Consider the following 13,980-nt stretch of genomic DNA (forward strand, 5'->3'; position numbering starts at 1 on the left):
GTGCTGGTAAGTGCTCGGCGCGTGGCTAGTTCCGGATCACCCGAGCCGCTTCGTACCACCGTACCGGTCGAGTCCACCCGGCATCGCGCGCATCCGGGCAAACGAACAAGGGCCCCGCGTTCCGCAAGGCCCTTGTTCGCTCCACGCACCTCAGGAAACGAGCCCGCGCCGGAATCCGTGCGCCACCGCCTGCGCCCGGTCGCGCACGCCCAGCTTGCGGAACAGCCGGCGCGCGTGCGTCTTCACCGTGTCCTCGGACAGGTAGAGCTCGCGGCCGATCTGCCCGTTGCTCTTGCCCTGGCTCATTCCGCGCAGGACCTGCAGCTCCCGCTCGGTCAGCTGCACGCCCGGGTCGGACGGCTGCCGCTGCGACGGCACCGACGTGCTGGCCAGCGTGTGTGCCAGCGCGGCGACGAGCTCGGGCCGCGAGGCGTCCCAGCGCAGGTAGCCACGCGCACCGCCGGCGATGGCGGCGGCGATGCTGCCCGCGTCGTCCGGGGCGCCGAAAACGATCACGTTCGCCTGCGGGTGGGCGGCCACCAGGCGCCGGGTGGCCTCGACTCCGGTCGGCACGGCGCGCTGCGTCCCCACCAGCACGACGTCCACCGGCTGTCGGGAATAGCGCGCGAGCAACTCGTCACCGTGCGCCACGCAGTCAATGCGACTGACCCCTGGCACAGCTGACATCACCCGCGTCAGCCCCTCGCGAACACTGCGCCGGTCGTCACAGATCAAGACCGTCGTCACGGGAGTTCCTCTCTCATCGTCCATCACACGCTACTCACAGTCACCAGCCAGCAGCCAGTCCTCCCGGTGCACCCCACACCGGAGGGCAACCAGCCAGTCCGGAACGGTCAAGCTGTCCGGCAGCCGGGTGACGTCTCATAACCCCCTATCGGACGCTTTTGGGCCGACCTTGACACGATCTGGTGGCCTATTTTGCACAAGATCGTCCCCCAAATGTCCTCGTTTGGGCGCGATCGAGAAGTTTGTCGACATTTGGTACCCACGGTGAGTGCTCTGCGATGCGCCGTCCGGCGGCATCCGCGGCCCGTAACACTCTGTGCAGATGATCTCCGGCCCGGCGGCGGAGCCAGGCCGCCGACCGCCCGTCCCCGGCATCGGCGGAGGCGTCCGCTGCCGCCAGTGCCGCCGGCCAGCAGAGCGAGTGCCAGCCCGCCCCTTCCGTCGCCTCCAGTGCCTGCAGGGCCAGGCGCCGGGCCCGCTCCCCTGCCGACCCGGCCGTGGCCAGTGCGACGGCGAGGACGATGTCCGACTTCACGGCGTGGCGGGCCGCGCCGTGTTCGCGAGCCAGCGCCGCGGCCCGCTCGGCAGGCGCGACGGCGGCGGACGCCCGGCCGGATGCGAGCACAAGCTCCGCGCTGACCCAGGCATGCCGCACCCTGGTCCGCCAGCTCCCCCGCGCCGGGGCCGCCGCGCGGTCGACGAGAGCTGCGGCCTCGGCGAGCCGTCCGACCGCCAGCGCATCGGCGGCCAAGCCGAGCAGCGCATCCGCCAGCGCGCCCGTGGGACCGATGCCGTCGGGATCTGTGCCGACGCCGTCGCTGCGGGCGCGCGCCGCGTGCCGCGCGGCAAGCGCATCCCACCTGCGAGCCGCGTGATGCCCGCCGAGCTGGCGACGGTGAGAGCCGATCGTGCTGCATGCCAGTGAAGCCAGCACCGGGTCCGTGGCCACCGACAGCGGCTCGAGCAGGGCGTAAGCCGCCGCGTAACGGCCTTGTGCGCCCACGGTCACGGCGGCCAGCCACCTGGTCGCAGGATCGGCGGTGGCGGCGGCAGCGAGGGCACGGTTGTCGATCGGTGCCCCACGGAAGGCCATTGCCCGCAGGTCGGCCGGCAGCGCATGCACCGGATCAGTATCGGCTCCGACACCGGCCGACCGGCCCGTGGGCGAGCGTCAGCCGAGCAGGACGTAACTGACCCGCTCGACGACGGCGGCCAACGTGGCCAACGGCTCGACCGTTTCCGGAAGCTTCACGTCTTGCCAGCCAGGGCCGCAGGCGAACAGCCGGCCACGGGAGCGTCCGCGGGCAAGCCGCCGGAAAAGCGTGGCATCGGCGTTCTCAGCGCGGTGCGCGCACAGCACCACCGCGGCGGGCCTGGTACGCCGGGCGACGCTGATCACGGCGTCAGCGGACAACCCGGTGCCGAACGTCATCGGGTGGATGCCGCGCCGGGCCAGCTCCGCCGCGAGCGCGGGAACGGTCAGATCGGATCGCGCACCGGGCATGTCCGCCAGCAGCACCGGGTGGTGGTTGCGCGGACGGCGCGCGACCGGCGTCGCCCGGTGCAGCGCCGCCAGCATCAGCCCGTTCAGCAGCTGTTTCGCCTCCGGCCCCGGGTTGCTCGCCCGCCACTGGTCGCTGATCGCCTCGGCCACCGGCCGGACCACGTCCTCCCACGCGACCGCCGGACCGACGGTCGCGACGGCCTCCTCCACCAGCAACTGAGCCTGATGGCTGTCCAACCGCAACACGGCCGCACTCAGGCCACGGGCGAGCCGGGACGCCCGCGGCGTCTCCTGCTCCATCTGCCCACCCCGCCGGGGCTGGGGCAGGACCTCGGCCGCCGCCGGGTCGGTCACCACCGACTCGAGCGCGTACTTGGCCGCCTCGGCGGTCGACGCACCCGCCAGCAGAGCCCGCTGCATGATCTCCAGCCGAGCGATGTCGAACGCGGTGTAACGGCGATGCCTTCCGTTGATGTGGCCGCTCGGCCCCACGCCATAGCGGCGATCCCATGTGCGCAGCGTCGCCGGGGCCACGCCGAGCCGACGTGCCACCGCGGACACCGGGAGAGTCGGTTCGGCGGTGGTGCGTGCGGCATGCCTGGTATCCGGCTCCGACATCGGTGCTCGCACGCACCCAATATCGCGGGCACCGGCCGCCCCGGCAACTTCAGCCGCCGGATCGTGAATAGTTGCCAGCCGGTGTGGGTAAACCTCGCCTGACCAGGCGATCACGTCCACTTGGGGTGCGCGAAATGGAGGTGTCTAACTTGCGCGGGGGATATCTAATGAATGAAATGACCTTGCTCTGTTGAACAACTATTGGCGCGGTTCTAACGTTACGGCCACCGCGCCGAATGGAGCATCCGGGCAACCCGGCTCCGGCGCACGACCAGCCGGAACACACGGCGAACGTGAGGCGGATCACCATGGCAGACACACGCAGGCTACCCGGCCCGAACGCCGATTTCTGGGACTGGCAACTGGAGGGCTCATGCCGGGGAATGGACAGTGCCTTTTTCTTCCACCCGGACGGGGAACGCGGTCCAGCGCGAGCCAGACGGGAAGCCCGGGCAAAAGCGGTGTGCCAAACCTGCCCGGTGCTGCAAATCTGCCGTGCGCACGCGCTGGCGGTGCATGAGCCGTACGGCATCTGGGGCGGGCTGTCGGAGTCCGAACGCGAGTCGATCATCAAGGCGCAGAAGAAGAAGGAGCGGGCGCTGGCCATGGCTGCCGGCGGCTGACCAGCTCACGACCACACGCCAAGGGGCGGCTCCCTGCGGGAGACCGTCCCTTTCGCCTGTCCGGGCACCGGGCAGGCGAAAGCAGAGTACCGGCCGTTCGAGCGTTGCAGGCAGAACGCTCCCGCGGCCCGCCGAACAGTGACACACCGGCCCGCGTCCCGCCGGACAGTGACACACCGGCCGCTGACTCGGTGGGCGACAGCAGCACTGGTTCCGGCGGAACCGGCAGCACTGGTTCCACCGGAGTCGGCAGCACTCGGCCGACGAGCGATGGCACGCTTCGTCACAGCGGCCGCGCAGCACCGGCCCAGGCAGCCGTCAACGAGTACGACCGACCAGAACGGGGCCTGCGCAGCGCGAACACGGCGAACCGCACTATCCGGGTCAACCGGGCACGCCCGGTGCGCCGAACCACACCCGCTTGATCACAGTCTCGCCCCACCGCCAAGAGCACCTGACCAGGCCAACGGTCTTCCCCAGTAGGGAACGAGTCCCGCGCGGACGGGTCGGCCGGCTGCACTCGGCCAACCCGGCGCCGAGCCGGCGGTCATCCGCTCCGGTCGCGACGATCCGGGACACCTGCCCGGCGCCCTCTGCCTCCAACGAACCCGAGACACCAACCCGACACCCCCCGCCTCCAACGAAAACGGGGGCGGCCCCTGGTGGAGCCGCCCCCGGTGGGGACATTCCAGTGACAGTCCTCGTGGGACGTGACCGTGATCAGTGCTGGTGGCCGTGGTCCTCGTCGTCGGACTCCTCCGGCTTGTCGACCACCGACGACTCGGTGGTCAGCACCAGCCGGGCGATCGAAGCCGCATTGGCCACCGCGGACCGGGTGACCTTCACCGGGTCCACCACGCCGGCCGCGACCAGGTCGGTCATCTCACCGGTGGTGGCGTCGAAGCCGCGGCCCCACTCCTGCTCGGTCACCTTGGAGACGATCACCGAGCCCTCGTATCCGGCGTTGCTGGCGATCCAGTACAGCGGAGCGGTCAGCGCCTCGCGCACGATCGCCACACCGGTCGCCGCGTCTCCGGACAGGCCCAGGTCGTCGGTCAGCTCCTTGGCGGCGTGCGCCAGCGCCGAACCACCGCCGGGCAGGATGCCCTCCTCGACGGCCGCCTTGGTGGACGCGACGGCGTCCTCGATGCGGTGCTTGCGCTCGGCCAGCTCGGTCTCGGTGGCCGCACCGACCTTGATGACCGCCACGCCACCGCCCAGCTTGGCCAGGCGCTCCTGCAGCTTCTCCCGGTCCCAGTCGGAGTCGGTGGTCTCGATCTCGCGCCGGATCTGCGCGATGCGGGCCTGCAGCGCCTCCTTGGTGCCTGCACCGTCCACCAGCGTGGTGTCGTCCTTGGTGATCACCGCGCGCCGGACCTTGCCCAGCACGTCCAGCCCCACCTCGGACAGCTTGCGGCCGATCTCGGCGGACACCACCTGCGCCCCGGTGACCACCGCCAGGTCGTCCATGAACGCCTTGCGCCGGTCGCCGAAGAACGGCGCCTTCACCGCCACCGCCGTCAGCGTCTTGCGCAGCGTGTTCACCACCAGGGTGGACAGCGCCTCGCCCTCGACGTCCTCGGCGATGACCAGCAGCGGCTTCTTGGTCTCGACGACCTTCTCCAGCAGCGGCAGCAGGTCCGCCAGCGCGGAGATCTTCTCCCGGTGCAGCAGCACCCAGGCGTCCTCCAGCACCACCCGCTGGTCCTCGGCGTTGGCCGCGAAGTGCGCGGAGATGTAGCCCTTGTCGAACTGCACGCCCTCGGTGATGACCAGCTCGGTGGCCAGCGTGGAGGACTCCTCGACGGTGATCACACCGTCCTCGCCGATCTTCTCCACCGCTTCCCCGAGCAACTCGCCGATCCGGGCGTCACGCGAGGTCACCGTGCCGACCTGGGCGATTTCGTCGCGGCCCTTCACCGGCGTCGCCTTGGCCTTGAGCACCTCGATGACCTTGTCGGTGGCCGCCTGGATGCCCCGGTTCAGCTCGGTCGGGTTGGCGCCCGCGGCGACATTGCGCAGGCCGTGCTTGACCAGCGCCTGCGCCAGCACGGTGGCCGTGGTGGTGCCGTCACCGGCCACGTCGTTGGTCTTGGTGGCCACGCTCTTGGCCAGCTGCGCGCCGAGGTCCTCGAACGGGTCCTCCAGCTCGATGTCGCGAGCCACCGTGACACCGTCGAGCGTGATCGTCGGGCCGCCGTACTTCTTGCCCAGAACGACGTGGCGTCCGCGCGGCCCGAGGGTCACCTTGACGGCGTCGGCGAGCTTGTTCACACCCCGTTCCAGCGCCCGCCGCGCGTCCTCGTCGAAGTTGATCTGCTTAGGCATTGCTCGCCTCGAGTCCCTTTCTGGTCACAACAAACCGAACGCCCCGGCCCCTTCTTCCGCGGGGCCGGGGCGTCTGGCTGACAGAAACCACGTCAGGCCGGGGACATCCGGCCACGCGGCCGAGGTCAGTTGACCACCGCGAGCACGTCGCGGGCCGAGAGAATCAGGTACTCCTCGCCGTTGTACTTGACCTCGGTGCCGCCGTACTTCGAGAAGATGACGACGTCGCCGACCTTCACGTCGAGCGGAATACGGTTGCCTTTGTCGTCGATGCGGCCCGGGCCAACGGCAAGGACCTTGCCCTCCTGGGGCTTCTCCTTGGCGGTGTCGGGGATGACGAGACCGGAAGCCGTCGTTTCCTCGGCCTCGCTCGCTTGGACAACGATCTTGTCCTCAAGCGGCTTGATGTTCACGCTCACCGGGTTGACCTCCACGGTCGAGAAAGCGTTGTCGGAATTGGGGTCACGACTCCCACCCCCGTCGTCGCGGGTGCCGGGCGTGTTCATCGCTTGCACTTAGCACTCTAACCATGTGAGTGCTAGCCGTGCAACCGGGCCCCCTGTGACCTGCGTTGGCCACCGTGACCTGGGGCAAACGACCAGGTCACCGGGTAAGTCGCGGACGAAGGTCACGCCGTGCCGACCGTCGGCGACACATCGCACCGAAAGCCCGCCCGTGCCGTGACGAGCAAGCGTCCAGTGCGCCGGGGCGCGCTCGCCGACGGCAAGGACTACCGGTGACGTCGATCTACCGCACCCAGCGCTCAGGCACCCGCCCGCCGGCGACAAGGACTACCGTGGCAGGCACTCGGCGGACCGTCGTGGCCGCCCGCGGAAAGAGAGCTCGACTGTGACCGGCGCACCCGACAATCCGGCGGCAGCCCCAGCGGAGGCGACATGGCCGCGGTGGTCGCAATGGTTCGGCATTGCCACCGCCGTCGCCGCCACCACCTTCTCGTTCCTCACCTGGTCGTCGGTCAGCACCCACCTCGACGCCACCAGCCCGGCGGGCATGGCCGGGGCGGCGGCCAACGCCATCGAGGCGGAGTCCGGGACGGCCTGGGCGTCCCTGCCTGCCGCGGTGGCGGTCCTGCTGCTGGTGGGCAGCGGCGTCGTGGCCGCATCACCACTGTCGGCGCGGTGGACCACCGTGCGCTGGCTGAGCTGGCTCGGACTGGCCGCTGCCGCCTTGGTGTCCATCGTGCTGGCGTGGGTCACGCTGCCGACCGTCCGGGACGTGATGAATGCACTGGCCGACCGGTTCGGTGTGCCTCGCTCGACCATCCACGACGAGGACGTGGCCACTGGGGAGCGTTTCATCGACATCGAACCCGGGGTCGGTCTGTACGCGAGCCTGGCTCTCACCGTGCTGTCCGTGGTCGCGTCGATCCTGGCCGCGCGCGCGGCCGTCCGTCCGGCGAGCGGAGCCACCCCGCCCCCGGCCTGACCGCGTCCGCCTGCCGTGCTTGCCCGCCGGTGACAAGCGTCATACCCCTTTCGGCTGACGTCGAAAGTGAGGAATTCACCACCTGCAGACCACTGCCGGTTGCTCTGTCCCCCTTCCCTCGCCACGGTGATGTGCGTCACTGCACACACCGCGTTGAAGGGGGTCCCGGTGTCCGACACGACTACGCCTGTCACCCGCAGGGCGGTCCTTTTGGGAGGGGCCGGTGCGCTCGGCCTGGCCGCGATCGGCGGCGCCTTGGCCCGCGCACAGGCCACCCGAGGCGCAGGGGTGCGCCTGCCGAGGGGGCCGTTCTTCAACCTGGGAGTCGCGTCCGGTGATCCGCTGCCGGACAGCGTCGTGCTGTGGACTCGGCTGGCGCCGAACCCGACGGCGGCAGACGGCTACGGCGGGATGCCGGACAAGACGGTGACCGTGGAGTGGGAGCTGGCAGCCGACGAGAAGTTCACCCAGATCGTGCAGCGCGGGTCGGTGGAGGCGGTACGGGCCTACGCCCACAGCGTGCACGTGATCCCGGAAGGCCTGGAGCCCGGTAGGGAGTACTTCTACCGGTTCCGTGCCGAGGGCAACCTGTCCGACGTCGGCCGCACGCGCACCGCGCCTGCCCCGGGCACGCTCGGCGAGCTGACCATGTGCTTCGCCTCGTGCGCGCACTACGGCGAGGGCTACTTCACCGCGTACCGCAGGATGGCCGAGGACAACCCAGACCTGATCCTGCACCTCGGCGACTACCAGTACGAGTACAAGGCCAAAGCCAAGGACGTTCGCAAGGTTCTCGGGCCGGAGACCATCACGCTGGCCAACTACCGCCAGCGACACGGGCAGTACAAGACGGACCTGGACCTGCAGCGCGCGCACGCGGCCGCGCCGTGGCTGGTGGTCTTCGACGACCACGAGGTGGAGAACAACTGGGCGAACCAGACCCCGGAGAAAAACACCGACACCCCGGGCGAGGCGTTCCTCGACCGGCGCAGGGCGGCCTTCCGTGCCTACTACGAACACATGCCGCTGCGGCCGATCAGCAAGCCGAACGGCATCGACATGCAGCTCTACCGCCGCTACCACTGGGGCTCGCTGGCCACGTTCCACATGCTCGACACCCGGCAGTACCGGTCCGACCAGGCGTGCGGCGACGGCACCCAGGTCGGCTGCGAAGAGCGGCTCGACCCGAACCGCACCATCACCGGTGCCGACCAGGAGCAGTGGCTCATCGACGGGTTCCGCTCCTCGACCGCGCGCTGGGACGTGCTCGGGCAGCAGGTGTTCTTCTCCCGCCGCGACCTGGTCGCCGGTGCCGACAAGGGATACAGCATGGACGCCTGGGACGGCTACGCCGCTTCTCAGCAGAAGATCACCGCGGCGCTGCGTGACTCACAGGTGCGCAACGGGATCGTGCTCACCGGTGACGTGCACCGGCACTGGGCCGCCGAGGTCAAAGCTGCCTACGACGGCTCGGCCGGGGACGACGTGGCCGTCGAATTCGTCACCACGTCCATCACCAGCGGCTTCGACGGGGACGACAGCACCAACGAGAAGGTGCTGCGCGAGAACCCGCACATCAAGTACTTCCGGAACCGGCGCGGCTATGTGCGGACCAAGTTCACCGCGGACGAAGTACGCGCCGACTTCCGGATTCTGTCGAAGGTGTCGCAACCCGGCGCGAATGCCGTCACGGACGCGTCGTTCGTCGTGGCAGACGGGGATCCCACGCTGCATCGCGTGTGAGAGCGCTCCGGACCGACGGACGACGCGCCGCGTCAGACCGTGACGGTGGACACCGGCAGGCCGGGGGCCGCCGAGAAATCCAGGGAGGATTGCGGCACCCCGGCCGCCACCACGTGCGCTCCCAGCGCGGCGATCATGGCGCCGTTGTCGGTGCACAACCGCGGCCGGGGAATCCGCAGCCGGACACCCGCCGCCGAGCACCGCTCACGGGCCAGCCCGGCCAGCCGGGAGTTCGCGGCCACGCCACCGGAGATCACCAGCGTGTCGATCCCGGTCTCGGCCGCTGCCGCCACCGCCTTCGCGGTCAGCACGTCGGCGACGGCTTCCTGGAAGGACGCGCACACGTCGGCGACCGGGATCTCGTCGCCGCGCCGCTCCGCGGCCTCCACCCAGCGGGCCACCGCCGTCTTGAGCCCGCTGAACGAGAAGTCGTACTTGGCGTCGCGCGGCCCGGTCATCCCCCGCGGGAACGCGATGGCCTCGGGGTCGCCCCCGGCCGCGGCCTTGTCGATCGGCGGGCCCCCGGGATACGGCAGCCCCAGCAGGCGGGCCACCTTGTCGTAGGCCTCACCGGCGGCGTCGTCGACCGTCGAGCCGAGCTCGGTGATCTTCCCCGCGATGTCGTCCACCCGCAGCAACTGGGTGTGGCCGCCGGAAACCAGCAGGGCCAGGCAGGGCGTGGGGAGCGGGCCGTGCTCGAGCGTGTCCACCGCGACGTGGCCGGCCAGGTGGTTCACGCCGTACAGCGGGACGCCGAGGGCAGCCGCGTAGGCCTTGGCCGCGGCGACTCCGACCAGCAACGCCCCGGCCAGCCCGGGACCGGCGGTCACCGCCACGGCGTCGACATCCTTCAGCGTCAGGCCGGCCGCATCGAACGCCCGGCGCACCGTCGGCGCCATGGCCTCCAGGTGGGCACGACTGGCGATCTCGGGCACCACGCCGCCGAATCGGGCGTGCTGCTCCACGCTGGAAGCGACCTCGTCGGCGATCAGCTCGACCGTGCCGTCGTCGTGCAACCGCACCAAGCCGACCCCGGTCTCGTCGCACGAGGTCTCGATGCCCATGATGATCTTCGCCATCAGCCCGTCGCCTCCTCGGCGCGGGCCCGGGCGCTGCGTGCCTCGCGGCGCATCGTGTAGGCGTCGACGCCGACCGGGCGGTAGTAGCGCTTGCGCACCCCGATCTGCTGGAAGCCGTTACGCTCGTACAGCCGCAACGCCGGTTGGTTGTCCACCCGTACCTCCAGGAACACCGGGGCGTCGAGCTCGTCCGCCTTGCTCAGCAGCGCGGTCAGCAGCGCAGTTCCGATGCCCCGGCGCCGCGCCCTCGGGGCCACCGCGATGGTGCGGACCTCAGTCTCGACGCCACCCGCGTCGCCTTGCCGTCCCAGAACCGCCAGCCCGGCATAGCCGACGATCTCGCCGGACGAGTCGACCGCCACCAGGTAGTGGGTGTCCGAGCTCAGCTCGGTGCGGAAGGCCTGGGCGCTCCACGGGCCTTCCTCGGCGAACAGCTCGCGCTCCAGCACCAGGCATCGGTCGATGTCCTGCCCGGTCATCGGCCGGAGCGTGACGGCGTTCTCGGCACTCACGGCGCTCATACCAGCACCCGCTTCGGCCGTCCGGGTTCCTGCGCGTCCGGGCGGCGCAGGTAGCGCGCGGTCAGCGGTGCCGGATCCGCGCCGGAGCGCAGCTCGTCCGCCGCCGCCAGCACCAGGCCACGTGGCGACGGGTACCACGGTTCCACCGCGGTCAGCTCGAACGCATCCGGATACACCTGGACCCCGTGCCCGGCGACGTACTCGACGCCCGTCAGGTCGATCTCGTCCGGCCGGTCCACCGCCGGGCCGTGCAGCCGCGTGCCGTCCGCGTCGTAGACCGCCCAGTACACCTCGCGCCTGCGGGCGTCCGTGACGACCAGCAACTTCGCCTGGACCGACGCCTCCGCGGCGATGGCGTCCAGCCCGCACACCGGATACACCGGGACGTCGAGCACCTGGCCGAGCGACGCCGCCGTCGCCAGCCCCGCACGCAGTCCGGTGAACGGTCCCGGACCCGAGCCGCAGACCACGGCGGCCAGATCGTTCAGCGCGATGCCGGCGGCGCCGACCGCCTCCAGCAGATGCGGCGTGAGCAGTTCACCGTGGGCGCGCGCGTCGACCGTGACCCGCTCGGCGCGCGTCTCGGCGCCGTCCGGGCCCAGCTCGACCACACCGGCGGTGACCGCAGGGGTCGAGGTGTCCAGGGCGAGAACCAGCATGACCTTCCCAGCGTACGACCCGCTGGCCGGGCGTGAACGCGCGGTGTCGGCGAGCCGGACGGACGGGTCAGCCGGGCAGGCTCCTGCCCTTCCAGGAACCGTGCGGTTCCAGCTCGGCCACCCGCACGTCGTCCGGCCGCCGCTCCAGCCGGACCAGCAGGTAGTCCGGGCCGAACCGGTCGGCGACGAACTCGCCCCATTCGACGACCACCACCGAGTCGTCCGCGGCGGTGTCGATCCCCAGGTCTTCCAGCTGATCGACGTCGCCACCCAGCCGGTAGGCGTCGATGTGCACCATGCCGACCCCGCGCGGGCCGGGCTCGTGCACCCTGGCCAGCACGAACGTCGGCGAGCTGACCCGCCCCTGCACCCCGAGCGCGGCCGCGATGCCTTTCACCAGCACCGTCTTGCCCGCACCGAGCGGACCGGTCAGCAGCACCAGGTCGCCCGCCCTGGCCTGGGCGCCGATGGCCTTGCCCAGGTCCACCGTGTCCTCGGGCGTCGGCAGCTCCAGCTTCACCGCAACCACCTCCGCGTGCGTTTCCGCCCCCGGCTCGTACCCGCCGTGCGCCGCGAGGGCGCACGGCCCACCCCGGCACAGCGTTGCACCAGGTCGATGAGGTGGCTGCTGACCACCTCCGGCTGTTCCAGCTGCACCATGTGGCCGGCGCCGGGGATGCACACCAGTTCGGCCTCGGGCAGCTCGGCCACGATGCGTTCGCTGTGCGACATCGGGGTGATCCGGTCCTTCTCCCCGCCGATGACCATCACATCGGTCTCCCGGAGCGCCTGCAGTGCGTCGTAGCGGTTGTGCTCGCCCAGCGTGGCGATGAAGTTCACCAGCTGGTGCACCGGCGTCCCGTCCAGCTCGGCCAGCAGGAACCGCTGCACGCTCTCCGGCACCCGGTTGTCGCCGAACGCCAGCCGCCGCACCGCTTGCCTGGTGATCCGACCGCCCGCCGAGCGCAGCAGCTCGACCAGCTTCGGCTGCAGCGTCGCCAGGCCGCTCAGCCTGCCGATCGGGCTGTAGCGGGCCAGCACCGACCGAGCCACCCCGGTGCTGCCGACCTCCCCGGCGGCCGTGGTGATCAGGCACACCCCGCGGATGCGGCCGGTGAACAGCTCCGGTGCCTGCTCGGCCAGCGCGATGATGGTCATCCCGCCCATCGAGTGCCCGGCGAGCACCACCGGCCCCTCGCCGGCCACCGCACGCAGCACGGCGTGCAGGTCGGCGGCGAGCTGCTCGATCGTGCCGGTCTCGCGGGTGCTGGAGCCGGACCGGCCGTGGCCGCGGTGGTCGTAGTACACCTGGCGCACCCGGGGCAGCCGCAGCGCGGCCAGGTCCCGGCGCTGGAAGTACCAGGTCGCGCTGGACAGCGCGAAGCCGTGCACACCGACCAGCGTGATCTCCGGCTCACCGCCGTCGTCCGGCAGGATCTCCTGAACCGCAAGCGGGGTGCCGTCGTCGGCCGCCACGGTGCTCACCCGGTCCGGAGCCAGATCCCCCAACGGCTCGCCGGCGTACGGATCGGCGTCGCGGCGTTCGCCGCGGATGGACAACCGCCTCAAACCGCATCCCCGGTTCCGGAGCCGACATAGCGCCGGACCACGCGCGGCCGGTACATGCCGGTGACGATCTCGTAGTCGATGGTGCCGAGGGTGTCCGCCCACTCCCGCGCCGTGGGCTCCCCCGCCCTCCCGTCGGAGAACAGCACCACCTCCGCGCCGAGTTCGGGCTGGTGGTCACCGCAGTCGACGACGATCTGATCCATGCACACCCGGCCGACGACCGGGCGACGCTGCCCGTCGAGCCAGACGTCGAGGCGCCCGGACAGCGAGCGTGGAACCCCGTCGGCGTAGCCGACCGGGACCAGGGCCAGGAACGTGTCGGTGGCCGCGGTCCAGGTGTGGCCGTAGGAGACCGACTCCCCGGCCTCGATGCGCTTCACCAGCGCCACCGCCGACCGGAAGGTCATCGCGGGCCGCAGGTCGTCGTCGGTGCCGACCGGGTTCAGGCCGTAGATCGCGATGCCGGTGCGCACCATGTCGTAGTGCAGATCCGGCCTGGTCAGGGTGGCCGCGGAGTTGGCGATGTGCCGCTTCGGATCCAGCCCGGCCGCCCGCGCCACCTGGTACGCCGCGTCGAACCGCTTGCCCTGCTCGTCGATCGACGGGTGCCCGGGTTCGTCGGCGCACGCCAGGTGGGACCAGATCGCCACGACCTCGACGTCGTCCGCGGCGGCGGCGTCCGCGCACAACCACGGCCACTCGTCTTTCGGGCAGCCGTTCCTGGACAACCCGGTGTCGATCTTCAGATGCACCCGGGCTCGCTTGCCCGCCCGCTCGGCGGCCGCGGCGATGCGCGCCAGCTCGCCGCGCGAGCTGGCCGACAGGTCGACGTCGGCCGCGATGCCCGCGGCGTAGTCGACGTCCGGGGTTTCCAGCCAGCTCAACACCGGTGCGGTGATTCCCGCCGACCGCAACACCAGCGCTTCCTGCAGCGAGCAGGCCCCCAACCAGCTCGCTCCCGCGCTCAGCGCGGCACGGGCCACCGGGACCGCGCCGTGGCCGTAGGCGTCGGCCTTCACGACCGCCATCGTCGCCGCGCCCGAGTCCGCCGCGCGCCCGGCAAGCAGCGCGACGTTGTGCCGGATCGCGTCGAGATCGACGACCACCTCGGCACGGGGTGCACTCTTGTGGGGGGACATGCGG

The 13,980-nt window shown here is 71.0% G+C and carries 14 protein-coding genes; 3 read left to right on the forward strand and 11 right to left on the reverse strand.

The window, feature by feature from the left end:
* Positions 1–150: 150 nt before the first annotated feature.
* The 3 genes from CXP56_RS15135 to CXP56_RS15145 form a co-directional block, all read right to left on the reverse strand.
* Positions 151–747, reverse strand: a complete 597-nt coding sequence (locus CXP56_RS15135) for a response regulator transcription factor (RefSeq protein WP_028848771.1) — start codon at positions 745–747, stop codon at positions 151–153.
* A 187-nt stretch (positions 748–934) separates the two neighbouring features.
* Positions 935–1,870, reverse strand: a complete 936-nt coding sequence (locus tag CXP56_RS15140) for a hypothetical protein (RefSeq protein WP_211227657.1) — start codon at positions 1,868–1,870, stop codon at positions 935–937.
* Positions 1,871–1,918: 48 nt separating this feature from the next.
* Positions 1,919–2,869, reverse strand: a complete 951-nt coding sequence (locus CXP56_RS15145; protein ID WP_051310399.1) for a MerR family transcriptional regulator — start codon at positions 2,867–2,869, stop codon at positions 1,919–1,921.
* A gap of 308 nt (positions 2,870–3,177) precedes the next feature.
* Here CXP56_RS15145 and CXP56_RS15150 point away from each other — a divergent pair, with 308 nt between their 5' ends.
* Positions 3,178–3,492, forward strand: coding sequence for a WhiB family transcriptional regulator (locus CXP56_RS15150; protein ID WP_028848769.1), 315 nt, complete (start codon positions 3,178–3,180; stop codon positions 3,490–3,492).
* 720 nt (positions 3,493–4,212) lie between these two features.
* On the opposite strand, the gene groL is transcribed toward CXP56_RS15150, so the two are convergent.
* Together groL and groES are read right to left on the reverse strand one after the other, a co-directional pair.
* Entirely contained in the window at positions 4,213–5,820 is a 1,608-nt protein-coding gene (gene groL, locus CXP56_RS15155; RefSeq protein WP_286901603.1) for a chaperonin GroEL, read from the reverse strand.
* Positions 5,821–5,945: 125 nt separating this feature from the next.
* Positions 5,946–6,239: a co-chaperone GroES gene (gene groES, locus CXP56_RS15160; RefSeq protein ID WP_028848767.1), complete on the reverse strand. Its 294-nt coding sequence runs from the start codon at positions 6,237–6,239 to the stop codon at positions 5,946–5,948.
* 430 nt (positions 6,240–6,669) lie between these two features.
* Between groES and CXP56_RS15165 the strand changes: the two genes are divergently transcribed.
* Positions 6,670–7,266 carry a hypothetical protein gene (locus tag CXP56_RS15165; RefSeq protein ID WP_028848766.1) on the forward strand — a complete coding sequence of 199 codons (597 nt, stop codon included), beginning with the start codon at positions 6,670–6,672 and terminating at the stop codon, positions 7,264–7,266.
* 168 nt (positions 7,267–7,434) lie between these two features.
* Positions 7,435–9,009: an alkaline phosphatase D family protein gene (locus tag CXP56_RS15170; protein WP_028848765.1), complete on the forward strand. Its 1,575-nt coding sequence runs from the start codon at positions 7,435–7,437 to the stop codon at positions 9,007–9,009.
* Between the two features lie 32 nt (positions 9,010–9,041).
* On the opposite strand, the gene tsaD is transcribed toward CXP56_RS15170, so the two are convergent.
* From tsaD to alr, 6 genes are all read right to left on the reverse strand, one after another.
* A complete protein-coding gene (tsaD, locus tag CXP56_RS15175; protein ID WP_028848764.1) occupies positions 9,042–10,088 on the reverse strand; it encodes a tRNA (adenosine(37)-N6)-threonylcarbamoyltransferase complex transferase subunit TsaD in 1,047 nt (348 codons plus the stop codon).
* Positions 10,088–10,609 carry a ribosomal protein S18-alanine N-acetyltransferase gene (rimI, locus tag CXP56_RS15180; RefSeq protein WP_028848763.1) on the reverse strand — a complete coding sequence of 174 codons (522 nt, stop codon included), beginning with the start codon at positions 10,607–10,609 and terminating at the stop codon, positions 10,088–10,090. The genes tsaD and rimI overlap by 1 nt, the downstream gene beginning before the upstream one ends.
* Positions 10,606–11,268 carry a tRNA (adenosine(37)-N6)-threonylcarbamoyltransferase complex dimerization subunit type 1 TsaB gene (tsaB, locus tag CXP56_RS15185; protein WP_028848762.1) on the reverse strand — a complete coding sequence of 221 codons (663 nt, stop codon included), beginning with the start codon at positions 11,266–11,268 and terminating at the stop codon, positions 10,606–10,608. The genes rimI and tsaB overlap by 4 nt, the downstream gene beginning before the upstream one ends.
* A gap of 67 nt (positions 11,269–11,335) precedes the next feature.
* The gene (tsaE, locus tag CXP56_RS15190) at positions 11,336–11,797 is read right to left on the reverse strand and encodes a tRNA (adenosine(37)-N6)-threonylcarbamoyltransferase complex ATPase subunit type 1 TsaE (protein ID WP_425426140.1); all 462 of its coding nucleotides are present in this window, start codon (positions 11,795–11,797) and stop codon (positions 11,336–11,338) included.
* Positions 11,785–12,837, reverse strand: coding sequence for an alpha/beta fold hydrolase (locus CXP56_RS15195; protein ID WP_286901606.1), 1,053 nt, complete (start codon positions 12,835–12,837; stop codon positions 11,785–11,787). Before CXP56_RS15195 ends, tsaE begins: the two co-directional genes overlap by 13 nt.
* Positions 12,834–13,976 (reverse strand): alanine racemase, encoded by a 1,143-nt coding sequence (gene alr / locus CXP56_RS15200; protein WP_028848760.1) that lies wholly within the window; start codon positions 13,974–13,976, stop codon positions 12,834–12,836. Before alr ends, CXP56_RS15195 begins: the two co-directional genes overlap by 4 nt.
* Between the last annotated feature and the right edge of the window lie 4 nt (positions 13,977–13,980).

Origin of the sequence: Thermocrispum sp. (assembly GCF_002919275.1) — a bacterium.
Classification (GTDB): domain Bacteria; phylum Actinomycetota; class Actinomycetes; order Mycobacteriales; family Pseudonocardiaceae; genus Thermocrispum; species Thermocrispum agreste.